The following is a 21685-nucleotide window of genomic DNA, read 5'->3' on the forward strand; positions in this document are numbered from 1 at the left end:
GTCCTGTTAGGCCGCTGCCTTCGACGATTCCAGGAAGTCCTGAGCAAAACGCTGCAGCACGCCACCGGCTTCGTAGATCGACACTTCTTCCGCCGTATCGAGACGGCAGGTCACCGGCACCTCCACGCGTTCGCCGTTCCTGCGATGGATCACCAGCGTGAGGTCGGCGCGCGGCTTGCGCTCGCCAGTCACATCGAAGGTTTCGGTGCCGTCGATGCCGAGCGTCAAGCGGTTCACGCCCGCTTTGAACTCGAGCGGCAGCACGCCCATGCCCACCAGATTGGTGCGGTGGATGCGCTCGAAGCCTTCCGCCACGATCGCCTCGGCACCCGCCAGACGCACACCCTTGGCGGCCCAGTCGCGCGACGAGCCCTGGCCGTAATCGGCCCCGGCGATCACGATCAGCGGCTGCTTGCGCTCCATGTAGGTTTCGATCGCCTCCCACATGCGCGTGACCTTGCCCTCAGGCTCGATGCGCGCCAGCGAACCGGCCTTCACCTTGCCGTCTTCCAGCACCATCTCGTTCTTCAAGGTGGGGTTGGCGAAGGTCGCGCGTTGCGCGGTCAGGTGATCGCCGCGGTGGGTCGCGTACGAGTTGAAGTCTTCCTCCGGCAGGCCCATTTTTGCCAGATACTCGCCCGAGGCGCTGTCGGGCAGGATCGCGTTGGACGGCGACAGGTGGTCGGTGGTGATGTTGTCGCCCAGCACCGCGAGCGCCCGCATGCCTGCGAGCGTGCGTTCGCCGGCCAGTGCGCCTTCCCAGTAGGGCGGCCGGCGGATATAGGTGCTCATCGGGCGCCAGTCGTACAGCGGGTTGGCGCGTTCGCCGGTGTCGGCGGTGAGCGCGAACATCGGTTCGTACACCTTGCGGAATTGCTCGGGCTTGACGCTCGCGGCAAAGATCGTGTCGATCTCTTCGTCGGACGGCCAGATGTCCTTGAGCATCACCGGTTTCCCGTTTGCGTCGACACCGAGCACGTCCTTCTCGATGTCGAAGCGGATCGTGCCCGCAATCGCATACGCCACCACCAGCGGCGGCGAGGCCAGAAAGGCCTGCTTGGCATACGGATGGATCCGGCCGTCGAAGTTGCGGTTGCCGGACAGCACCGCCGTGGCATACAGATCGCGCTCGACGATCTCCTTTTGCAACACCGGATCCAATGCGCCCGACATGCCGTTGCACGACGTGCAGGCGTATGCCACCACGCCAAAGCCGAGTTGTTCGAGTTCCGGCAGCAGCTTCGCTTCTTCCAGATACAGGGTCACGGCCTTCGATCCTGGCGCGAGCGAGCTTTTCACCCACGGCTTGCGGGTCAGGCTGCGCTGGTTCGCATTGCGGGCCAAGAGCCCCGCGGCAATCATGTTGCGCGGGTTATTGGTGTTGGTGCAGCTCGTGATCGCCGCGATGATGACGGCGCCATCCGGCATCAGGCCCGGTTCGTTCTCGACCTTGCCGCTGATGCCGCGCGCGGCGAGCTCCGACACCGGCAAACGGCGGTGCGGATTCGACGGGCCGGCCAGCGTGCGAACCACCGTCGACAAATCGAACTTCAGCACGCGCTCGTATTGCACGTTCTTCAGGCTGTCGCTCCACAGCCCGGTTTCCTTCGCATAGGTTTCCACCAGCTTGACGAGCTGGTCGTCGCGTCCGGTCAGCTTGAGATACTTGATGGTCTGTTCGTCGATCGAGAACATCGCGGCGGTGGCGCCGAATTCCGGCGCCATGTTGGCGATGGTGGCGCGGTCGCCCAACGTGAGCTTCGCCGTGCCTTCGCCATAGAACTCCAGATACGCGCCGACGACCTTTTCCTTGCGCAGGAATTCGGTCAAGGAGAGCACCACGTCGGTGGCCGTAATGCCTTCGCCAGGCTTACCGCTGAGTTCGACCCCGACGATATCCGGCAGACGCATATACGACGCGCGCCCGAGCATCACGCTTTCAGCTTCGAGACCGCCCACGCCGATGGCGATGACGCCGAGCGCATCCACCATCGGTGTATGCGAATCGGTGCCCACCAGCGTATCGGGAAACGCCACGCCGTCTTTCACCTGCACGACCGGGCTCATCCGCTCCAGATTGATCTGGTGCAGGATGCCGTTGCCGGGCGGAATCACGTCGACATTCCTGAACGCCTTCTTGGTCCAGTTGATGAAGTCGAAGCGGTCTTCGTTGCGCCGGTCTTCAATCGCGCGGTTCTTGTCGAACGCGTCCGGATCGAAGCCGCCGCACTCCACGGCGAGCGAGTGGTCCACCACCAGTTGGGTCGGCACGACCGGATTGACCATGGCCGGATCGCCGCCTTGCGCGGCGATCGCATCACGCAGACCGGCGAGGTCGACCAGCGCGGTCTGGCCCAGGATGTCGTGGCACACCACGCGCGCCGGGAACCAGGGGAAGTCGAGCTCACGCTTGCGTTCGATGATCTGCTTGAGCGAGGCGTTCAGCGACGCCGGGTCGCAACGGCGCACGAGGTTTTCGGCCAGCACGCGCGAGGTGTACGGCAGCGTGTCGTAGGCGCCCGGCTGGATCGCCTCGACCGCGGCGCGCGTGTCGAAGAAATCCAGCTGGGTGCCGGGCAGGGGTTTGCGGTTTGCAGTGTTCATACGTGGGGAATAAGAATGATGTGCCCGGCTCCGCCTGGGACCAGAGCAGACAACGCTGGTCGACAGGGGGAGTCCCGCTGGACGTCGCCGGAGCTCAGCGACAATTTCGGCGATTATCCCCCTTTCGCGATCAGCGTTTTGGGTCAACGCTTCAGATCGACGCTTCGATCAGCGTTTCGCGAGCGGCACGAACTTGAGGTCGTCCGGACCGGTGTAGTTCGCGCTCGGCCGGATGATCTTGTTGTCGACGCGCTGCTCGATGATGTGCGCGGCCCAGCCGGCCGTGCGGGCGATCACGAAAACCGGCGTGAACATCGCGGTGGGCACGCCCATCATGTGGTACGAGACGGCGCTGAACCAGTCCAGGTTCGGGAACATCTTCTTGGCGTCCCACATCACCGTTTCGAGGCGCTCGGCGATGTCGAACAGCTTCGTGCTGCCGGCTTCCTTCGAGAGCTTCTTCGCCACTTCCTTGATGACCTTGTTGCGCGGATCGGAGATCGTGTACACCGGATGGCCGAAGCCGATCACCACTTCCTTCGCTTCGACGCGGCGGCGGATGTCGGCTTCTGCCTCGTCGGGTGTCTGGTAGCGCGACTGGATTTCAAACGCGACTTCGTTGGCGCCGCCATGCTTCGGGCCGCGCAGCGCGCCGATCGCGCCGGTCAGCGCCGAGTACATGTCCGAGCCCGTGCCTGCGATCACGCGGCCGGTAAAGGTCGACGCGTTGAATTCGTGTTCCGCGTACAGGTTCAGCGACGTATGCATCGCCTCGACCCACGACTTCGACGGCGCCACGCCGTGCAGCAGATGGAGGAAGTGACCGCCGATCGAATCGTCGTCGGTTTCCACCTCGATGCGCTTGCCGTTATGCGAGTAGTGATACCAGTAGAGCAGTATCGAGCCGAGCGAGGCCATCAGCCTGTCGGCGATATCGCGCGCACCGGGCAGGTTGTGATCGTCCTTCTCGGGCAGCACGGTGCCGAGCACCGAGACGCCGGTGCGCATCACGTCCATCGGGTGGGCAGCCGCCGGAATCCACTCCAGCGCGGCCTTGACGTTGGCGGGCAGGCCGCGCAGCGCCTTCAGCTTCGCTTTGTAGGCGCTCAGTTCAGCCTGGGTGGGCAGTTTTTCATGCACCAGCAGGTAGGCGATTTCCTCGAATTCGCAGGTGCTGGCGATGTCGAGAATGTCGTAGCCGCGGTAATGCAGGTCGTTGCCGGTCTTGCCGACCGTGCACAGGGCAGTGTTGCCCGCTGTCACGCCCGACAGGGCCACGGATTTCTTCGGCTTGAATGCGCCGGCTGCCGGTGTGCTGTTGTCTGCTTCGCTCAAGTGTGTCTCCCAGTGAGTTTGGGAGCCTTAAGTGCAAGGAGTGGGCCAGCGCGGCGTCGAGCGCTTAAGTCATTGATTACCCGGGGCTTTGCGAGATGGGTGCGTTGCCGGAATATTTCATAAGTGGAATCATGGATTTCATTAGTGAAATTGTGAGTTCATAATGGCGTGTATTCAGTTTTACGCGCTAGTGCCGCTCGCCTCGCCATGAATCGACCTTCCGAACCCGGCTCACGGCCTCGCGTCTGGGCCATCGGCATCAGCAAACTGCGTGACCTGTTCCGCGACATCGCGGACGAATACGACGCCCGCGCCGATTTGCGGCTGGTCTCGCGCGGCTACGAGGACGCGGTCAACGAAATCGCCGCCGCGGGCAAGCATCGCCCGGACATCGTGGTCGCGGCCGGCTCCAACGGGACCTATCTGAAAGCGCGGGTCGACGTGCCGGTGGTGCTGATCACGCCAACCGGTTTCGACGTCATGCATGCGCTGGCGCGGGCGCGGCGCGGCGACTCGTCGGTGGGACTCGTGACGTACGGCGAGACGCCGGCCGAAGTGCGCCGCTTCGTGGCGGCCTACGGCATCGACGTGGTGTTTGCGGCGTATCAGTCGGCGCAAGATGCTGAAGCGTGCGTGCTCGATCTGCGCGAGCGCGGCGTGAAGACGATCGTGGGACCCGGCCTCGTGACCGATCTGGCAGCGCGGGCCGGCATGGAATCCGTGTTTCTCTATTCACGCGCCTCGGTGCGCGCCGCGTTCGACACCGCGCTCGAAGTCGCCCAGGCCACATGGGGTGAAGCGGTCCGGCGCCACCGTCTGGACAACGTGTTGCAGCACTTACGCGACGGCGTGGTCGCACTCGACGCCCAGGGCCGCGTCGAAGCCATCAACCAGCGGCTTGCCCGGGTGCTCGGCATCGAGCCGGCCGCGGCGGCGGGCCGCCCGTTGCTGGAACTCGCGCCCGATCTGGTGGACGCCGTCCCGGATGCGGAGGGCGAGTCGCTCGAAACCGTGCGTGGCATCAGCTACGTGGTGCATCGGGGGCCGCTGGTCGACAACGGCGTGACGACCGGCACCGTGCTGACGTTTCAGGAATCGCGCGCGGTGGAACGCCTCGATCGCACGCTGCGTTCGCGGCAGCGCGGCCAGCAGTTCGTGGCGCGCTACCGGCTCGACGATCTGGTGGGCGCCTGTCCGGCGATCGAACGGGTGCGGCAACTCGTGCAGCGCTACGCGAAGTCCGATGCCACGGTGCTGATTCGCGGCGAGAGCGGGACCGGTAAGGAAATGGTCGCGCAGAGCCTGCATCATCTGAGCGCGCGGCGCGATTTTCCGTTCGTCGCGCTCAATTGCGGCGCCTTTCCGGAGGCGCTGCTGGAAAGCGAACTGTTCGGCTACGAGGAAGGCGCCTTCACCGGCGCGCGGCGTGGCGGGAAGGCCGGGCTGATCGAAGCGGCCCACCGCGGCACGCTGTTCCTCGATGAAATCGGCGAAATGCCGCTGCCGTTGCAAAGCCGCTTGCTGCGTGTGCTGCAGGAACGTGAAGTGGTGCGGCTCGGCTCGACGGAGCCGACGCGGATCGACGTGCGGATCGTGGCGGCGACCCATCGCGCGTTGACCGCGGCGGTGGAAGCCGGCGAATTCCGCACCGATCTCTACTACCGGTTGAATATCCTGAACATCGGGCTGCCGCCGTTGCGCGAACGACTGTCGGACATCCTGCCGCTCGCGGCTGAATTGCTGTGTCAGTCGGCGCGTCGTGAGCCGCGTCTGGCGGCACGCATTCGCACCACGCGCGATGCGTTGAGCGTGCTTGCGCCCATCAGCGAGCCGCTAGGCCGTCACGCCTGGCCGGGCAATGTGCGTGAACTGCAGAATGTGATCGAGCGGCTCACGGTCGAACTGGCGGACTCGGACCACACCGTGTTGAGCGACACGGTGTTGCAGTCGATCGCGCCCGAACTGTTCGAACGGCCCGACGCTACAACGGACGGTGCAGCGGACCCGACAACGGACGCGGCCTCATTGACGCTGCGTCAGCGCAGCCGTCGCGTCGAAGCCGACGAGATCCGTGCAGCGCTGGAAGCGTTCAACAACGACCGCGACCTGGTGTGCGAGGCGCTGGGTATCAGCAAGACCACGCTGTGGCGCAAGCTGAACGCGGCGGGGTGAACTACTTGCGCTCGAGCGTGCGCAGCACCTGCGCAACCCGCCCATGCTCATGCAGGATCTCCGGGCTCGACTGCAACAACGGCTGATAGCGCGGCAGAAAGGCATTGTTGGGCAGATCGGACGAAAACAGGCCCGTCACCGCTTCCACCGCGCCGATTCGGTCCACCGCTGTGGCCTTCTTGTCGTCGAGCGTTTCGTCGACGTTGGCGATCACCGTCGAGAGCGGCCCAAGCCAGCGAAACCCCGAGCCGTTGATCAGCACTTGCAGGAAGGCCGCCGGAGTCAGTGCGCCGAACTCCTTTTCATAGGAAGCGCGTTCGTGATCGAGAATGGCCTTGTGCAAAGACAGCAGCGGCCGGCGAACCTCAGACAGGAATTGAATGGCTTGCTCTTCGGTCATGGTTCAACTCCGGATGGGTGGGTACAAGGGCATGCTAACAAACTTGTCTTCCTGCACCCAGCGTGGCCAGGTTTTCAACGAAGTTTTTAAAGCAAAGCTACAATTTGTTGGCCCCATGCTCTGCTGCCGGCTCATCGCACCGCCGGCACGCGTCTGTTACTCGAACAGGGCAACAGCATCACTGCGCATTAGATCGGTCTGCCGAATAAATTCGGTGAAGTTCGCTGGTTTGGTCCGACGTCGTTGTACAAATCGTTCAAACAATAACCCGCAATCGGAGTCCGCATGACAACGCTCAACATCAACGGTCAGACGCACACCGTCGACGCACCGCCCGACATGCCCTTGCTGTGGGTCTTGCGCGACCTGGTCGGCCTGACCGGCACGAAGTTCGGCTGCGGCATTGCCCAGTGCGGCGCCTGCACCGTGCATCTGGATGGGGCCGCGGTGCGCTCGTGCGTCCTGCCGGTGGCGGCCATCGGCGACCGCAAGATCACCACCATCGAAGCGGTGGGCGAGACGCCGTCCGGCAAGAAGGTGCAGCAGGCATGGCGGCAGATCGACGTGGTGCAGTGCGGCTACTGTCAGTCCGGACAGGTCATGTCCGCGGCTTCGCTGCTTTCGCAGAACCCCAATCCCTCCGACGCGGATATCGACGCCGCCATGGCCGGCAACATTTGCCGCTGCGGCACGTATAACCGCATTCGCGCGGCGATCAAGCAAGCGGCAAAGGAGGCCTGACATGTCGCAAGGATTGATCGATGCGCAAGCCGGCGCCACGCCGGAGGCTGTCCAGGACGTCAACCGGGACGCGCCTAATCCGCGCTTCTCACGCCGCACGTTCCTGAAGTTCAGCGCCACGGTCGGCGCCGCAGCGGGCGGCGGCCTGCTGCTCGGCTTCAGCTTGCCGGCCTTGAGTCAGGGACAGGGGCAGGAACAGGAGCAGAAGCCGTCGGGCAAATCGGTGATCGGCGGGGACGCCAGCGAGCCCGGCCCGGCTGGCGTATTCGCGCCGAATGCGTTCATCCAGATCGACAACACGGGCAAGGTCTCGCTGGTGATCCCGAAGGTCGAAATGGGTCAGGGCGTCTATACCTCGATTCCGATGCTGATTGCGGAAGAACTCGAAGTGTCGCTCGATAGCGTCACGATCGACCACGCGCCGCCGAACGAAAAACTGTTCATGGACCCGCTGCTCGGCGGTCAGTTGACGGGCGGCTCGACCTCGATCCGGTACGCCTGGGACCCGATGCGCAAGGCGGGCGCGACGGCCCGCGTGCTGCTCATCAACGCGGCGGCACAGCAATGGCAGGTCGATCCGGCAAGCTGTCACGCGCAGGCCGGACAGGTCGTTCATACCGCGAGCCAGCGCAGTATCGGCTATGGGCAACTGGTCGATGCGGCCGCGAAGTTGCCGGCGCCGCAGGACGTGCCGCTCAAGGATCCGAAGGACTTCAAGATCATCGGCACCGCCGTCAAGCGGCTCGATTCGCCGGAGAAGGTGGATGGCACGGCCGTGTTCGGGCTGGATGTGCGCCTGCCGGACATGGTCTACGCGGCGATTTCGACCTGTCCGGTATTCGGCGGCACGCTGGGCAGTGTCGACGACACCCACGCGAAAAAGATTCCCGGCGTGCGCCAGGTCGTCAAGGCCGACAATGCGGTTGCCGTGATCGGCGACCACACGTGGGCGGCCAAACGCGGCCTCGCGGCGCTCGTCATTACCTGGAACGAAGGCGCGGGCGCGAAGATATCCATGCAGCAGATCGTCGACGATCTGGCCGCCGCAGCGGACCACGGCACCGGCGCCGTGGCGCGCAAGGATGGCGATGTGGACAAGGGCTTCTCCGACGCCAAGACACGCGTCGATGCCGTGTATCAGCAGCCGTTTCTCGCGCACGCCACCATGGAGCCGGTCAACTGCACGGTGCACGTGCGTCCCGACGGTTGCGAGATCTGGCTGGGCACGCAGGTGCCGACGCGCATCGTCGATACGGCCGTGAAAGTCACTGGTTTGCCCGCCGACAAGATCACCGTGCACAACCATCTGCTGGGCGGCGGTTTTGGCCGCAAGCTGGAGTTCGACATGGCGACCCAGGCGCTGAAGATCGGCAAGCAGGTGAACACGCCGGTCAAGGTGTTCTGGACGCGCGAAGAAGATATCCAGCACGACATGTACCGGCCGTACTACTACGACAAGATCTCCGCCGGGCTCGACGCGAACGGCAAGCCGATTGCGTGGCAGCATCGGATCGTCGGCTCGTCGATCCTCGCACGCTTCGCGCCGCCGGCCTTCAGGAACGGCGTCGACCCGGACGCGGTGGAAGTGGCGTCCGACTTGCCGTACGACCTGCCCAACCAGCTCATCGACTACGTGCGTCAGGAACCGCACGCGGTGCCCACCGCGTTCTGGCGCGGCGTCGGTCCCACGCGCGGCACCTTCGTGGTGGAGAGTTTCATTGACGAACTCGCCGCACAGGCCAAAGTGGACCCGGTGAAATACCGGCGTGATCTGCTCGGCAAGACGCCGCGTGCGCTGCACGTGCTCGACACCGCGGCTCAGGCAGCCGGCTGGGGCAGCACCAGCCTGCCGAAGGGGCAGGGGCGTGGTGTCTCGGTGATGCATGCGTTCGGCAGCTTCTTTTCGATGGTGGTGGATGTCACGGTGGATCAGGGCGAGGTCACGGTGAACCGCGTGGTGTGCGCAGTCGATTGCGGCATGACGGTCAATCCGAACACCATCGAGGCGCAGGTGCAGGGCGGCATCATCTTCGGCATCACAGGGGCACTGTACAGCGAGATCACGATCAAGGACGGCCGCGTCGAGCAGAGCAACTTCACCGACTATCGCATGCTGCGGATCGACCAGACGCCCAGCATCGACGTGCATATCGTGAAGAGCACCGAGGCGCCTGGCGGGATCGGCGAGCCGGGCACAGCCGCTCTGGCGGCGGCTTTGAGCAACGCGATCTACGCCGCGACCGGCAAACGGCTGCGACAGTTGCCGGTGGGCAGCCAGTTGCAAACCGCCTAACCGCTGTGCACGGGACGCGAGTCAGGCGCAAGCGCCGGCTCGGCCCGCCAGGAGACCGACCATGCTTGAGACACTGAAGGTTTTCGGCGCAGCGCTAGGTTTGGCGCTGCCGTTTGCGTTGCAATCATCCGCACACGCCGCGGACGACGCGTTGGTCCAGCGCGGCGCCTATCTGGCGAAGCTGGGCGACTGCGTGGCGTGTCACTCGGCGCCCAAAGGCAAGCCATTTGCGGGCGGATTGCCGATGTCGACGCCGATGGGCAAGATCTACACCACCAACATCACGCCCGATCCCGACACGGGCATTGGCCGTTACACAGAGGCGGACTTTGCCCGGGCGTTGCGCGAGGGCGTGGCCAGGGACGGTCACAACCTCTATCCGGCGATGCCGTATCCGTCCTACGCCAAGGTCAACGACGACGACGCGAAGGCGCTCTACGCGTTCTTCATGAAGGGCGTGGCGCCGGTGCAGCAGGCCAATCGCGCCTCCGACATTCCCTGGCCGCTCAGCATGCGCTGGCCGTTGGCGTTATGGAACGTGGTGTTTTTGGAGAAGGGTGTCTATCAGGACAAAGCGGGCAAGGACGTGGCGTGGAACCGCGGCGCTTATCTGATTCAGGGGCTCGGGCACTGCGGCTCGTGCCACACGCCGCGCGGCATCGCGTTTCAGGAGAAGGCGCTGGATGAAAGCGGCAGCGCGTATCTGACCGGTGGGCCGCTCGACGGCTGGTTTGCCGCCAATCTGACCGGCGAGCATAACGTGGGACTGGGACGCTGGTCGGAAGCGGATCTCGCGGCGTTTCTGAAGACCGGCGCGAATTCACACGCGTCGGCCTTTGGCTCGATGACCAGCGTGATCAACAACAGCACGCAGGCCACCAGCGACACGGATATCGCCGCCATGTCGAGCTATCTGAAGTCGCTGCCGGCTGCGGGCGGCACGGGCGCGCCGCCCTATTCGTACGACGCACAGGCGACCAAGGTATCGCTGACGCGTCCGGCGAACGATGCCGGCGCGCGCGTCTACACCGCGTACTGCATGCATTGCCACGGCATGGACGGCCGCGGTTTTGCGCCGTTGCTGGCACCGCTTGCGGGCAATCCGAACGTGCTGGAGCACGATGCGTCGTCGCTGATCAACGTCACGTTGAACGGCACCGAGGATCTGGTGATTCAGGGCATTCCGGCGCCGTATCCGATGCCGAAATACGCACCGGTGCTAAGCGACAGGCAGATTGCGGATGTACTGACGTTCGTGCGGGCCGGCTGGAATAACGGCGCGCCGGCGGTGACGGCGGACGAGGTGGCGAAGCTGCGCAAATCGACTCAGGCGGCGCGCTAGGCGCTCAGCGGTGCTGGCCGACTTTCTGGCGTTTCTCCAGCGCGCGAGCATACCAGGTGAGAGGAAAACACATCGCGAAATAGATCAGGGCCACCATCCCGTAGATTGGAAAAGGCCGGAACGCTGCGTTGGTGATCATCGTTCCGGTCTTGGTCAACTCGGTAAAACCGATGATCGATGTCAACGCGGTGCTTTTCACCACCTGCACCAGAAAGCCGACGGTCGGCGCCACGGCGATTTTGCTGGCCTGCGGCCACACGATATAGCGCAATTGCTGGCCGAATGTCATGCCGAGACTCGCGCCGGCTGCCCACTGGCCGCGCGGGACCGCCTCGACGCAGCCGCGCCAGATGTCGACCAGATACGCGCTGGTGTAGAGCGTCAGCGTGACGATGGCCGCTGTCCACGGCGAAACGTCCACGCCCAGCAGCGGCAAACCGAAGAAAGCCACAAACAGTTGCATCAGCAACGGTGTGCCCTGGAACAGTTCCACGTAGATCGACACGACACGCCGCATCCACGGCAGCGGCGAGACGCGCATCGCCAGCAGCACGAAGCCAACCACGCCGCCGCACACGAACGCGATCACCGACAGCAGCAGCGTCCAGCGTGCGGCGAGCAGCAGGTTGCGGGCGATATCCCACAGCGTGAATTCGACCATGCTCAGCGCTCCGTGGTGAAGGTGCGGGCGCCGCGCCACGCCAGCAGAAGCCGCCAGCCGCGCGGCTCGTCCGGCCGATGCGGCATGCGGCCGGCGAACAAGCCGCGGCCCAGCCAGTTGAGCAACTGCCGCAACACGATCGAAAGCACCAGATACGTCACCGTGATGATCACGTAGCTTTCGAACGAGCGGAAGTTGCGCGACTGGATGAAGTTGGCCGCGTAGGTCAGATCCGGCACGGAGATCTGCGAGACGACCGCCGAGCCGAGCATCACGATCAGCACCTGGCTTAACAACGAGGGAAACACGTTCGCCAGTGCTTGCGGCAACACGACGTAGCGGAACACCTGGCGTCCGTGCAAGCCGAGCGCCTGGGCCGCCTGAACCTGGCCGCGCGAAATCGATTCGATGCCGGCCCGTACGATCTCGATCGCGTAGGCGCCGAGATTGACCGTCATCGCCAGAATCGCGGCCTGCACTTCGTCGATATGAATTCCGAGGCTGGGCAAACCGAAGAAGATGAAAAACAGCTGCACGATGAACGGCGTGTTCCGGATCAGTTCGACGTACGCGGCAATCACCGTGCGGGCCCAGCGGGGCCCCGCCACGGCGACGCTCGCGCCGCCAATCCCCACGAGTCCGCCCAGCACGGTGGACACCGCGGTGAGCCCGAGCGTGACGGCCGTGCCGCGTGCCAGCATGCCGGCATAGACGCCGAAGCCGCTGAAATCGAACGCATAACTCATGACGTGCCGCTCATCGTGAATCGGGGTTCATCCGGTCCATACAGTGATCCGGATATGGAGGGTTATAGATCGGCCGGCAGCGACGCACGCAGCCATTTCTGCGAAATCGCGTTCATCGTGCCGTCCTTGCGGGCGCGCGCAATCGTGTCGTCGATTTTCTGCTTCAGACGCGGCTCGTTCTTGTTCAGGCCGACGTGATCGGGCGAACTGAACAGCGCGAATTTCTGCTCGGGATCGTTGGCCGGGTGGCGCGCGAGGATCGTGGCGCCCACGTCGTTGCCCACCACCATCAGCTGGACCTGGCCGGAAAGGAACGCCGAGATTGCGCCGTTTGGATCGTCGAAGCGTTTGATGGTGGCGCTGGGTGGCGCGATCTTGGTGACGCTCAGGTCTTCCAGCGTGCCGCGCGCCACCGAGATGGTTTTGCCGGCGAGGTCGCCCGCGTTCTTGACGGCCAGATTCTTCGGGCCGAAGACCGCCAGATAGTACGGCGCGTAAGGCTGCGAGAAATCAATCACCTTTTCGCGCTCGGGCGTCTGGCCGACTGACAGCAGCAGGTCGGCCTTATGGTCGGCCAGATAGGCCATGCGGTTGTCGCCCGTCACCTGTACGAGTTCGACCTTCGCGTTCAGCGCCTTGCCGATCAGGTTGGCGACGTCGATGTCATAGCCTTCCGGCTTCATGTCCGGGCCAATCGACCCGAATGGCGGATAGTCCTCGAAGACGCCGATCCGCACGACCCCCGACTTGGCGATCGAATCCAGCGCATCGGCGTGGGCGGCGGGCGCCGCGAACGCGGACAGGGCGGCGACGCCGGCGAACGCCAGCGTGGTGGCGAGCGTCGCAAAAGCGCGCTGGACACGCCCGGCACGCAGAGCAGATGAAGCGGGAAGGGTCATGGTCGTTCCTCTGTGAAAAACGTGGGTACCGGATAACACGTTGCGTCGAGCTATGCCCTCATCGAGGCATGTCTTCAGTGCGGCGCGCGGGCCGCGATCAGTTTGCAGGCATGCGGCGGCAATTCCGCGAATACCGGCATACCAAGCGCGAGGCCAGGCGTTTCGCGCGGCGTGGTGGCGGCGGTCAGCGTGAAGCCGGCGCAGTCGATGGTCGCTTCGAGCGAGGCGCCGACGTCGCGAATGAAGGTGACCGTACCGCTCAGCCGGTTCTGGCCGCTATCGGCCGGGGCGGTTTTGACGCACACATCTTCCGGACGGATCAGCAGACGAATCTCCGACGCGGAACCCGGCACGCGCGCCGGCTGCGACACGACGATCTGCTGGCCGCCCGGCAGACTCACGCCGCCTTGACCGTCGTAAGTCACGGGCAGGATATTGCCGAGGCCGATGAAGTCCGCGACGAACTCGTTGACCGGATCGCGATAAATATCCAACGGTTTGCCCACCTGCGCAATCCGGCCTTTCTCCATGACCACGATTTCATCGGCCATGGTCATGGCTTCGCGCTGGTCGTGCGTGACCATGATTGTCGTGATGCCAAGGCGCTGTTGCAGCAGGCGGATTTCCACCTGCATGGCCTCGCGCAGTTTCGCGTCGAGTGCGGAAAGCGGTTCGTCGAGCAACAGCAACTTCGGCGACGACGCGATCGCGCGCGCAATCGCGACGCGTTGCCGTTGGCCGCCCGAGAGCTGCGTCACCGGCCGGTTGGCCATATGCGGCAACTGGATCAGATCGAGCAGCGCCGCGACGCGCTGGCTTTGCGCAAGCTTGTCGGTATTGCGCAGGCGCAGCGGATAGGCGATGTTCTGTGCCACCGTCATGTGGGGAAACAGGGCGAGCGACTGGAACACCATGCCGAAATCGCGCTGGTTCGCCGGCAGATGCGTAATGTCACGGCCGGCGAAGGTCACGCTGCCTGAAGTGGGTGTTTCCAGCCCGGCGATCATGCGCAGCAACGTGGTCTTGCCGCAACCGGACGGTCCGAGGAAACACACCAGCTTGCCGTCCGGCACGCTCAGATCGACGTGATCGACGGCATATGCGGCGTTAAAGCGCTTGGTCACGGCCTGCAATGTCAGATGAGTCATGAGGAGTACCTGCTGGGCCAGAACCGCAAAGGAATCAGAACGTCATGTGCAACATCGGGGCGCGGCATCAAAGCGCCACACCTTCGTCGCCGATGAGCTTCTCGAGCAGCCAGATCAGCGCAAAGTCGATTGCGACGATAAAGACTGCGAACGAAAAAACCGTCGGATCTAGCGACGACACCGTGCGGCTGTAGAGCCACACCGGCAGCGTCATGGTGTTGATGCCGTACAGAAAAAACGTCACCGTGAATTCGTTGAACGAGATGATGAACGCGAACAGCATGCCGGCCAGAATGCCGGGGCGCATGAGCGGCAAGACGACGTCGATGAGCGCGCGGCGCGGAGTCGCGCCCATCACGCAGGCGGCTTCCTCGAACTCGGGGCCGATCGAGGCGACCGAGGCCGCGCAATTCTTGACGGTGAACGGCAGCGCCAGAATCACGTGCGCAATGATCAGACGGAATACGCCGAGCTCGACCGGCAACGCGTTGAACACCAGCAGCAGCGAGAGCCCGAGCATCACGAGCGGATAGACGAGCGGCAACGCCACCAGTTGCTCGACCGCCGGCTTGCCGCGAAACCGGTAGCGGCTCAGCGCGTAGGCCGCGGGCACGGACACCAGCGTGGCGATGATCATCGTCGAGACGGCGACGATCAGGCTGGTGGTGAGCGCGCTGCCCATCGACAGCACGTCGTTCGCATCCGGTGCGACAAAGCTGTGCCATGCCGCGCGATACCACTGCAGGCTGTAGCTGGGCGGCGGAAATTCGAGCGTGTCCGAGGCGCTGAACGACATGGTAATCATCGTCAGGATCGGCAGCGCGGCGAGGAACAGGACGATCGTGGCGAGCAGCGCGGCCGGCTTGCCGAGGCGGCCGGGCATGGTGGTCGGCAGGCGCAGCGTGCGCAATCTGGCGGGAAACGCGGGCGTGCTCATGCGGACGGCTCCTCGGGGTCGAGTCGTTGGGTGCGTCGCACGAGACTCTGCGACAGCGCCATGACCGTCAACGTCGCCACCATCAGCACCACACCGGAGGCCGACGCGGCCGGCCAGTTCAGCAACGGCGCCACCTGGTCGTGCACCAGCACGGCGAGCATCGGCACGCGCCGGCCGCCGAGCAATAACGGCACGGCGAACGCACTGGCGTTATACGCGAACACCAGCAAGGCACCGGAGACGAGCCCGGGCATCGCCAGCGGCAGCATCACATGGCGCAGGATCTGCCAGCGCGACGCGCCCAGTGTGGCAGCGGCTTCTTCGTACGAGCGCGAGACGGCGCGCATGGCGCTCGACATCGGCAGCACGGCGAGCGGGAAGGCCGTCTGGATCAACCCGAGCAACACACCGTGCTCGCGGTACAGCCACAACACGGGGCGCTCGATCAGGCCGCTCGCGAGCAACGCGTGATTGAGCAAACCGGCGGGTCCGAGAATCACCAGCCACCCATAGCCCTGCAGCAGCAGATTAACCAGCAGCGGCAGCAGCACGCCTGCCAGCAGCAGGCGCCGCGCGAGCCGCGACTCGGTGCGCGCCATCGCGAGCGCAACCGGAATGGCCAGCAACACCGCGCAGACCATGCTTTGAAACGCCAGTTTCAAGGTGATCCACAGGGATTTCACGAAGTAGCTGTCAGCCAGATCTTTGTAGTTCTGCAGCGTGAAGCCATGCCACTCGCTGCCCTGCGTGCCGAAACTCATCCGCAGCACGACGAGCGCCGCCGCTGCGAGCACGGCGAGGAACACGAGGATCGGTGTGAGCAGCAGCCATGGCCGTGCCTTTGCCCACGCGGCGCCGGGTACGGCCATGGTTGGTTCGTCGGGCGGAGCGTCGGCACCATCGGCGCCGTCGCTGCTCGAATCGCCGCGCGCGTCCGCTGCGCCGGAGGTATCCGTGGCATGGGGTGCCCGCCGCGGAGAGGGCGCCGGCATCGCGGTCATGCCGAGAAAATCTCGGTGTAGCGCTTGATCCACGCCGCCTGCACCGCAGCCAGCGCCTTGTCGTCATGCAGGACGGCCTTCTCGGCGATCTGCTTCGCGCTGGGCACGAATGCGCGGCTCTCGGCCGGGATCACCGCCTTCGAATTGACGGGGCCGTTCAGCACGTCGGCAGCCATGCGGCCTTGCACGCCGGCATCGAGCGAGTGATTGATGAAGGCATGAATCAGATCGCTGTCGCCGGGATGCGATTTGGGGATCACCGTGAACATCAACTGCGTGGCGAAGCCTTCCTTCATGCCGTACGTGACGCCCATCTTGTACTCGGGCTTGCGAATCTGATCGGGGAAAAACGCCGGCGAATAGATGCCGCCGATATCGAGCGAACCGGTGCGGAACAGGTCGGCCACCTGGTTCGGGTTCTCGCCGAGCGTCATTACGCGTTCTTTCAGTTCTGCGAGCTTTTTGAAGCCCGGGTCGATGTTCTGCTGCGAACCACCGGCCATTTTGGCGGCGATGATCGCAAGGTCGACGGCTTCGGCCCATTCGGGCGGCGGCAGGAACAGCCGGCCTGAGTACTTCGGATCCCATAGCGCTTCGTACGAACCCGGCGCGGTCTTGACGGTCGAGGTGTTGTAGATCAGGCCATCGGACCACAACAGATAGCCGACGCCGAAGCCGTCCGCGCCGGTCCGGTATTGCGGCGCCACGTCCTTCAGGTTCGGCAGTTTGTCGAGGTCGGGTTTGACCAGCAGTCCGGCATCGCCCAGTCCCGAGGCACCGACGCCCGCCAGGGTGATGACGTCGTAGGTCGGGCGATCGCCGGCGGCCTTGACCTTGGCGACCATGCCGGAGGTGCCGTCGGCGCGGTCGGCGATGACCTTGGCGCCGGTTTTGGCCGTGAAGGTGGCGGCGATATTGCGCAGGGCTGCGGCGCCCGTGTCGTCGGACCAGGTCAACAGACGCAGGGTCTTGCCGGAGAAGTTCTGCTCCTGCGCCCTCAGATTGACGAAGGGCATGGGCAGCGACGCCGCCGCCAGCGCAGCACCCAGCGTCTTGATGGCCTGGCGTCGGCCGTATTTGATGTTCTGCATGAGCGTCTCTCCGAGATTGAACAGGGCAACTTTCGCGTGAGTCGTGGCTTGCGAACGCGTTGCGGGTGGATGCACTTTAGGATTGCCAAAATCACGCAACAAACGAAATCTGTGCATGGGCGCCATGACGGAAGCTCATGCCCGCAGCGTTGTGTGCTGACGCACGCGGAAGAGCGAAAGATGGTCTCAATCGCAGAGGAGAGGGGAGATGCGGGTTTACGTTCAGGGTCCGGTAAGCGCGACCTGAAACGCGCGGTATGAGGAAACATCAAACGTGGTGCAAGAACGCGTTCGGCAGTGCCGATCTTGCCCCGTTCCAGTGCGACGGGGGCACGAGCCACGTGAATATCGGCGGCACGACACGTGGCGTCATGAACAGGATTCATGGGATTTTCGCGGGGGCGGAAGACGCGGCGTTTTTGATCGCTTATGCTAAGGGCTTGCTGGACAATGAACAGTGCGTTCGACGCATGTCCTGCGATGCATTTTTCTGATACCGGACCGCGCCCATGCGACGACTTCCCCCGCTGAACGCGCTGCAGATCTTCGAGACCGTTGCGCGGCACCGCAGCTTCACGCGTGCGGCCGACCATCTGTGCCTGACGCAAGGCGCGGTCAGCCGGCAGATTCTTGCGCTTGAAGACTACTACAAGTTTCCGCTTTTCAAACGCCAGGCGAAGGGCCTTACGCTTACAGCAGAAGGCGAGTTGCTGTTGCCGGCTGTGAAGGAAAGCTTCGCGCGGATCGAGGAAATCTCGCTGCGCCTCACGCGCCAGCGGACCGATCTGGCGTTGAAGGTACCGACCTGCGTGATGCGCTGGATGCTGCCGAAGATCATGCAGTTTCAGGCCGAATATCCGGATCTGCATGTGCAGATCACTACCACCTGGCAGCACGACGTCGATTTCCAGATCGAGCCGTTCGACGCCGCGATCATCTACGGTTCGTCGCCGGGCGCCGACGTGCAGGCCGTGCCGCTCTTCGAAGAGCGCCTGACGCCAGTCTGCGCGCCCGAGTTGCTCAACGACAGGCCGCTCGATAGCGTCGCCGATCTGGCGCGCCACACGCTGCTGCACCCGACCCGCGATCATCGCGACTGGAAGATGTGGCTCGATCACGTTGAGGCGCGCGATATCGATGCAGGCCACGGCCCGAGTTTCGACACGCTCGATCTGGCCACGAACGCGGCTTTACAGGGGTTTGGCGTCGCGATCAGCGACCTTGCGCTGATCGACGAGGACGTGGCGGCCAAACGGCTGGTGAGGCCGTTCGATACGGTGTTGATGACCGGCTGGCGCTATTACTTCGTGTATCCGGATTGCGTCGCGCATCAGCAGAAGGTCAATCTGTTCCGCGAATGGATTACGGAACACTGGACTGAGGGACGGTGAGCGACGCGCCACTCGCCTGGCACCGCCTTACGGCGCGAACGACAGAAACAGATAGGCCGCAAAGAGCGACAGGTGCACGGCGCCTTGCAGGATAGTGGTGCGGCCCGAGCTCAATGTGAGGGTGGCAATGATCAACGTCAGCATCAGCAGGACGGTTTCTTTACCGCTGATGCCGAGCACGAGCGGGTGACCGGTCCACAGAAAGACGCCGGCGACAGTGGGAATGGTCAGACCAATACTGGCTAGCGCCGAGCCGAGCGCCAGATTCAAGCTGTTCTGCAAGCGGTCGGCGCGCGCTGCGCGGATCGCAGCCAGACCTTCGGGCAACAGCACCAGCGCCGCGATCACGATGCCCACCACCGCGGGCGGCGCACCGATATTTTGCACGGCGGTTTCCACCGTCGGCGAGAGCAGTTTCGCGAGCAGCACTACGGCTACCAGACACACCAGCAGCAACACGCCACCCAGTGAGGCCTGCATGACGCTGGGCGGCTCCGCGTGAACGCTTTCGTCAGGCGTGGCGGCGAGAAAATAGTCGCGATGCCGCACCGTCTGCACGAACACAAACACGCCGTACAGCACCAGCGACGATACCCCCGCAAACGCCAGTTGTGACGACGACAGCAGCGGGCCTTCGCGCGTGGTGGTGAAGTTCGGCATCACCAGCGTCATGACGGATAGGGATGCGAGCACCGCGAGTGTGGCGGCGGCGCCGCGTGCGTGGAAGTCCTGTTCGCGATGGCGAATGCCGCCCACCAGCAGGCAGATGCCGACGATGCCGTTACACACGATCATCACTGCGGCGAACACCGTATCGCGCGCAAGGCCGGCCTTCTCGGGACCCGACGTCAACATCACCGAGACGATCAGTGCGACTTCGATCACCGTGACGGCTACCGCCAGCAGCAGCGTGCCGAACGGTTCGCCGACCCGGTGCGCAACCACCTCGGCGTGATGGACGGCGGCGAACACGGCGCCGGCCAGGGCCACGCCGACCAGCGCCAGCAGGACACCATTTCCCGGCAGTGCATAGGCTGCAGCGAGCACAAGCCAGGCGGCAATGGGCGTGGCGATGGTCCAGCGAGGCAGGGCGGGCGAAGTGGTCATGCAAACGTTCCTTTTCTAATGCGGATGGTGTGAAAACGAGGCGTGCCCGTGCTCAGGCATGGCCGGCCAGATCATGCGGAGAGGTGCATTTTTCGTTGCAACCGGAGCATGCATGCAACTTGAAGCAATGAATCAGGAGTGCGCGCTAGTACATTAAACTATAACGAATATGTATCCATAGCGAACGCGAGTTTTCAAGGAGACGTTGTGATTCGAAGTCAGGAAACCCTGAATCTGCTGCTCGATAGCATCATACGTTTTGTCCGTGAACGGCTGGTGCCGAATGAGGAAATCGTCGCTGAAACCGATCAGATTCCCGCTGCCCTGTTGCAGGAGATGAAGGACCTCGGTCTGTTCGGTTTGTGTTTGCCCGAAGAATTCGGCGGCCTGGGTCTGACCATGGAAGAGGAAGTGCTGGCCGCCATCGAGCTCGGCAAAACCTCGCCGGCGTTTCGTTCGGCAATCGGCAGCAACAACGGAATCGGCTCCACCGGTATCGTCATCGACGGCACGGATGCGCAGAAGGAGAAGTACCTGCCGCGGCTGGCATCGGGCGAGTTGATCGGCTCGTTTTGCCTGACCGAGCCGGAAGCCGGGTCGGATGCGGCATCGCTCAGAACCACGGCCGTGCTCGACGGCGATCACTATGTCCTGAACGGCACCAAGCGCTTCATTACGAACGCCCCGGAAGCGGGCCTCTTTACCGTGATGGCGCGCACGGATCCCACCGCGAAAGGCGCCGGCGCAATCTCGGCGTTCGTCGTCGAAGCGGGCACGGCGGGGCTGTCGCTTGGCAAGATCGACCGCAAGATGGGTCAGAAGGGCGCGCATACCTGCGACGTGATCTTCGAGAACTGCCGTGTGCCGGTGGCGAATCTGATCGGCGAGAAGGAGGGCGTGGGCTTCAAGACCGCCATGAAGGTGCTCGACAAGGGGCGTCTGCATATCGCCGCGGTGGCGACCGGCGCGGCCGAACGCATGCTGGCGGATGCGCTGCGCTACGCCATGGAACGCAAGCAGTTCGGCAAGGCGATCGTCGAATTCGAATTGATCCAGGCCATGCTGGCCGATAGCCAGGCGGAGATTTATGCTTCGCGCTGCATGATCGTCGACGCGGCGCGCCGTCGCGATGCAGGCGAGCGGGTCACGAGCGAAGCTTCATGCGCCAAGATGTTCGCGACGGAAATGTGCGGAAGAGTGGCGGATCGTGCCGTGCAGATCTTTGGCGGGGCGGGCTATATGAGCGAGTACGGGATCGAGCGTTTCTACCGTGACGTGCGCCTCTTTCGCATTTACGAAGGCACGACGCAGATCCAGCAGATTGTGATTGCGCGTGAGATGCAGCGCAGTTTCGAGGGTTGAAAGTAGGGGGAAGCGGGCGCAACCTTTGATCATGCAAGGTTGCGCCCGGTCTGATGCGCTTACTGTCCGATCGGACGGATCGTCAGGTCGTTCTTCACCGAGGTCACGCCTGCCACGCCTTGAGCGGCTTGCGTTGCCGGGTCGATTTGCGACTGGTCGGGCACCGAGCCTTCCAGAATAACGGCACCGTTGCGTGCGTGGACCGTGATGTTGTCGACGCTCACGCCCTTGGTCTTCGACAGCGTCTTACGCACGCTGCGTTGCAAAGCACGGTCTGCGGCCTTGGCGGACTTGGCGGTCGGAGCGGCGGACATCGCGCCCGATGCGGCCATGGCATCGCTGCTTTGAGCATATGCGTTGAGGGATGCCGCAACGATGAGCGCGCCACCGATGACCTTCATTGCCTGGATTGCTTTCATTCGAGTTTCTCCAATTGTCATGTTTCGTCACGATTC

The 21685-nt window shown here is 63.9% G+C and carries 18 protein-coding genes; 6 read left to right on the plus strand and 12 right to left on the minus strand.

Translation table 11 applies throughout. The annotated features are described in order from the left end of the window. Positions 1 to 6 precede the first annotated feature (6 nt). Both acnD and prpC read right to left on the minus strand, forming a co-directional pair. Positions 7 to 2604, minus strand: a complete 2598-nt coding sequence (gene acnD / locus P3T43_RS13555) for a Fe/S-dependent 2-methylisocitrate dehydratase AcnD (RefSeq protein ID WP_429281559.1) — start codon at positions 2602 to 2604, stop codon at positions 7 to 9. 168 nt (positions 2605 to 2772) lie between these two features. Next, on the minus strand, positions 2773 to 3939 hold the full coding sequence (prpC, locus tag P3T43_RS13560; RefSeq protein ID WP_429281560.1) for a bifunctional 2-methylcitrate synthase/citrate synthase: 1167 nt from the start codon (positions 3937 to 3939) through the stop codon (positions 2773 to 2775). A 207-nt stretch (positions 3940 to 4146) separates the two neighbouring features. Here prpC and prpR point away from each other — a divergent pair, with 207 nt between their 5' ends. Further along, the gene (prpR, locus tag P3T43_RS13565) at positions 4147 to 6111 is read left to right on the plus strand and encodes a propionate catabolism operon regulatory protein PrpR (protein WP_429281561.1); all 1965 of its coding nucleotides are present in this window, start codon (positions 4147 to 4149) and stop codon (positions 6109 to 6111) included. 1 nt (position 6112) lies between these two features. On the opposite strand, the gene P3T43_RS13570 is transcribed toward prpR, so the two are convergent. Then, on the minus strand, positions 6113 to 6511 hold the full coding sequence (locus P3T43_RS13570; RefSeq protein ID WP_429281562.1) for a hypothetical protein: 399 nt from the start codon (positions 6509 to 6511) through the stop codon (positions 6113 to 6115). Positions 6512 to 6796: 285 nt separating this feature from the next. On the opposite strand from P3T43_RS13570, the gene P3T43_RS13575 reads away from it, so the two are divergent. From P3T43_RS13575 to P3T43_RS13585, 3 genes are all read left to right on the plus strand, one after another. Continuing rightward, positions 6797 to 7252 (plus strand): (2Fe-2S)-binding protein, encoded by a 456-nt coding sequence (locus P3T43_RS13575; RefSeq protein WP_429281563.1) that lies wholly within the window; start codon positions 6797 to 6799, stop codon positions 7250 to 7252. A 1-nt stretch (position 7253) separates the two neighbouring features. Beyond that, positions 7254 to 9545: a molybdopterin cofactor-binding domain-containing protein gene (locus tag P3T43_RS13580; protein ID WP_429281564.1), complete on the plus strand. Its 2292-nt coding sequence runs from the start codon at positions 7254 to 7256 to the stop codon at positions 9543 to 9545. 61 nt (positions 9546 to 9606) lie between these two features. Then, positions 9607 to 10887 carry a c-type cytochrome gene (locus P3T43_RS13585; RefSeq protein ID WP_429281565.1) on the plus strand — a complete coding sequence of 427 codons (1281 nt, stop codon included), beginning with the start codon at positions 9607 to 9609 and terminating at the stop codon, positions 10885 to 10887. A gap of 4 nt (positions 10888 to 10891) precedes the next feature. Here the strand turns inward: P3T43_RS13585 and P3T43_RS13590 are convergent, their stop codons facing one another. The 7 genes from P3T43_RS13590 to P3T43_RS13620 all read right to left on the minus strand — a co-directional run bounded on the left by P3T43_RS13590 (position 10892) and on the right by P3T43_RS13620 (position 17370). After that, complete coding sequence (locus P3T43_RS13590) at positions 10892 to 11548, minus strand: amino acid ABC transporter permease (protein WP_429281566.1); 657 nt, start codon at positions 11546 to 11548, stop codon at positions 10892 to 10894. 2 nt (positions 11549 to 11550) lie between these two features. After that, positions 11551 to 12294, minus strand: a complete 744-nt coding sequence (locus P3T43_RS13595; protein ID WP_429281567.1) for an amino acid ABC transporter permease — start codon at positions 12292 to 12294, stop codon at positions 11551 to 11553. Between the two features lie 62 nt (positions 12295 to 12356). Continuing rightward, positions 12357 to 13193 carry a transporter substrate-binding domain-containing protein gene (locus P3T43_RS13600; protein WP_429281568.1) on the minus strand — a complete coding sequence of 279 codons (837 nt, stop codon included), beginning with the start codon at positions 13191 to 13193 and terminating at the stop codon, positions 12357 to 12359. Between the two features lie 74 nt (positions 13194 to 13267). Beyond that, positions 13268 to 14341: an ABC transporter ATP-binding protein gene (locus P3T43_RS13605; RefSeq protein ID WP_429281569.1), complete on the minus strand. Its 1074-nt coding sequence runs from the start codon at positions 14339 to 14341 to the stop codon at positions 13268 to 13270. A gap of 67 nt (positions 14342 to 14408) precedes the next feature. After that, positions 14409 to 15278 (minus strand): ABC transporter permease, encoded by an 870-nt coding sequence (locus P3T43_RS13610; protein ID WP_429281570.1) that lies wholly within the window; start codon positions 15276 to 15278, stop codon positions 14409 to 14411. Beyond that, positions 15275 to 16147, minus strand: coding sequence for an ABC transporter permease (locus tag P3T43_RS13615; RefSeq protein WP_429281713.1), 873 nt, complete (start codon positions 16145 to 16147; stop codon positions 15275 to 15277). Before P3T43_RS13615 ends, P3T43_RS13610 begins: the two co-directional genes overlap by 4 nt. Before the next feature lie 128 nt (positions 16148 to 16275). Continuing rightward, entirely contained in the window at positions 16276 to 17370 is a 1095-nt protein-coding gene (locus tag P3T43_RS13620; protein WP_429281571.1) for an ABC transporter substrate-binding protein, read from the minus strand. A gap of 509 nt (positions 17371 to 17879) precedes the next feature. Here P3T43_RS13620 and P3T43_RS13625 point away from each other — a divergent pair. Next, positions 17880 to 18761 carry a LysR substrate-binding domain-containing protein gene (locus P3T43_RS13625; RefSeq protein WP_429281572.1) on the plus strand — a complete coding sequence of 294 codons (882 nt, stop codon included), beginning with the start codon at positions 17880 to 17882 and terminating at the stop codon, positions 18759 to 18761. 27 nt (positions 18762 to 18788) lie between these two features. Here P3T43_RS13625 and P3T43_RS13630 read toward each other — a convergent pair whose 3' ends face one another. Then, positions 18789 to 19868, minus strand: a complete 1080-nt coding sequence (locus P3T43_RS13630; RefSeq protein ID WP_429281573.1) for a calcium:proton antiporter — start codon at positions 19866 to 19868, stop codon at positions 18789 to 18791. A 207-nt stretch (positions 19869 to 20075) separates the two neighbouring features. Here P3T43_RS13630 and P3T43_RS13635 point away from each other — a divergent pair, with 207 nt between their 5' ends. Next, positions 20076 to 21230 carry an acyl-CoA dehydrogenase family protein gene (locus P3T43_RS13635; protein WP_429281574.1) on the plus strand — a complete coding sequence of 385 codons (1155 nt, stop codon included), beginning with the start codon at positions 20076 to 20078 and terminating at the stop codon, positions 21228 to 21230. A 59-nt stretch (positions 21231 to 21289) separates the two neighbouring features. Here P3T43_RS13635 and P3T43_RS13640 read toward each other — a convergent pair whose 3' ends face one another. Next, entirely contained in the window at positions 21290 to 21649 is a 360-nt protein-coding gene (locus P3T43_RS13640) for a BON domain-containing protein (RefSeq protein ID WP_429281575.1), read from the minus strand. Between the last annotated feature and the right edge of the window lie 36 nt (positions 21650 to 21685).

It is taken from the genome of Paraburkholderia sp. GAS41 (assembly GCF_050436545.1).
Lineage (GTDB): Bacteria > Pseudomonadota > Gammaproteobacteria > Burkholderiales > Burkholderiaceae > Paraburkholderia.

Bases quoted from the DNA above. Each gene is read 5' to 3' on its own strand.
- acnD (WP_429281559.1), bottom strand. From the start codon at position 2,604: ATGAACACTGCAAACCGCAAACCCCTGCCCGGCACCCAGCTGGATTTC.
- prpR (WP_429281561.1), top strand. From the start codon at position 4,147: ATGAATCGACCTTCCGAACCCGGCTCACGGCCTCGCGTCTGGGCCATC.
- P3T43_RS13570 (WP_429281562.1), bottom strand. From the start codon at position 6,511: ATGACCGAAGAGCAAGCCATTCAATTCCTGTCTGAGGTTCGCCGGCCG.
- P3T43_RS13575 (WP_429281563.1), top strand. From the start codon at position 6,797: ATGACAACGCTCAACATCAACGGTCAGACGCACACCGTCGACGCACCG.
- P3T43_RS13580 (WP_429281564.1), top strand. From the start codon at position 7,254: ATGTCGCAAGGATTGATCGATGCGCAAGCCGGCGCCACGCCGGAGGCT.
- P3T43_RS13585 (WP_429281565.1), top strand. From the start codon at position 9,607: ATGCTTGAGACACTGAAGGTTTTCGGCGCAGCGCTAGGTTTGGCGCTG.
- P3T43_RS13590 (WP_429281566.1), bottom strand. From the start codon at position 11,548: ATGGTCGAATTCACGCTGTGGGATATCGCCCGCAACCTGCTGCTCGCC.
- P3T43_RS13595 (WP_429281567.1), bottom strand. From the start codon at position 12,294: ATGAGTTATGCGTTCGATTTCAGCGGCTTCGGCGTCTATGCCGGCATG.
- P3T43_RS13600 (WP_429281568.1), bottom strand. From the start codon at position 13,193: ATGACCCTTCCCGCTTCATCTGCTCTGCGTGCCGGGCGTGTCCAGCGC.
- P3T43_RS13605 (WP_429281569.1), bottom strand. From the start codon at position 14,341: ATGACTCATCTGACATTGCAGGCCGTGACCAAGCGCTTTAACGCCGCA.
- P3T43_RS13610 (WP_429281570.1), bottom strand. From the start codon at position 15,278: ATGAGCACGCCCGCGTTTCCCGCCAGATTGCGCACGCTGCGCCTGCCG.
- P3T43_RS13615 (WP_429281713.1), bottom strand. From the start codon at position 16,147: ATGGCCGTACCCGGCGCCGCGTGGGCAAAGGCACGGCCATGGCTGCTG.
- P3T43_RS13620 (WP_429281571.1), bottom strand. From the start codon at position 17,370: ATGCAGAACATCAAATACGGCCGACGCCAGGCCATCAAGACGCTGGGT.
- P3T43_RS13625 (WP_429281572.1), top strand. From the start codon at position 17,880: ATGCGACGACTTCCCCCGCTGAACGCGCTGCAGATCTTCGAGACCGTT.
- P3T43_RS13630 (WP_429281573.1), bottom strand. From the start codon at position 19,868: ATGACCACTTCGCCCGCCCTGCCTCGCTGGACCATCGCCACGCCCATT.
- P3T43_RS13640 (WP_429281575.1), bottom strand. From the start codon at position 21,649: ATGAAAGCAATCCAGGCAATGAAGGTCATCGGTGGCGCGCTCATCGTT.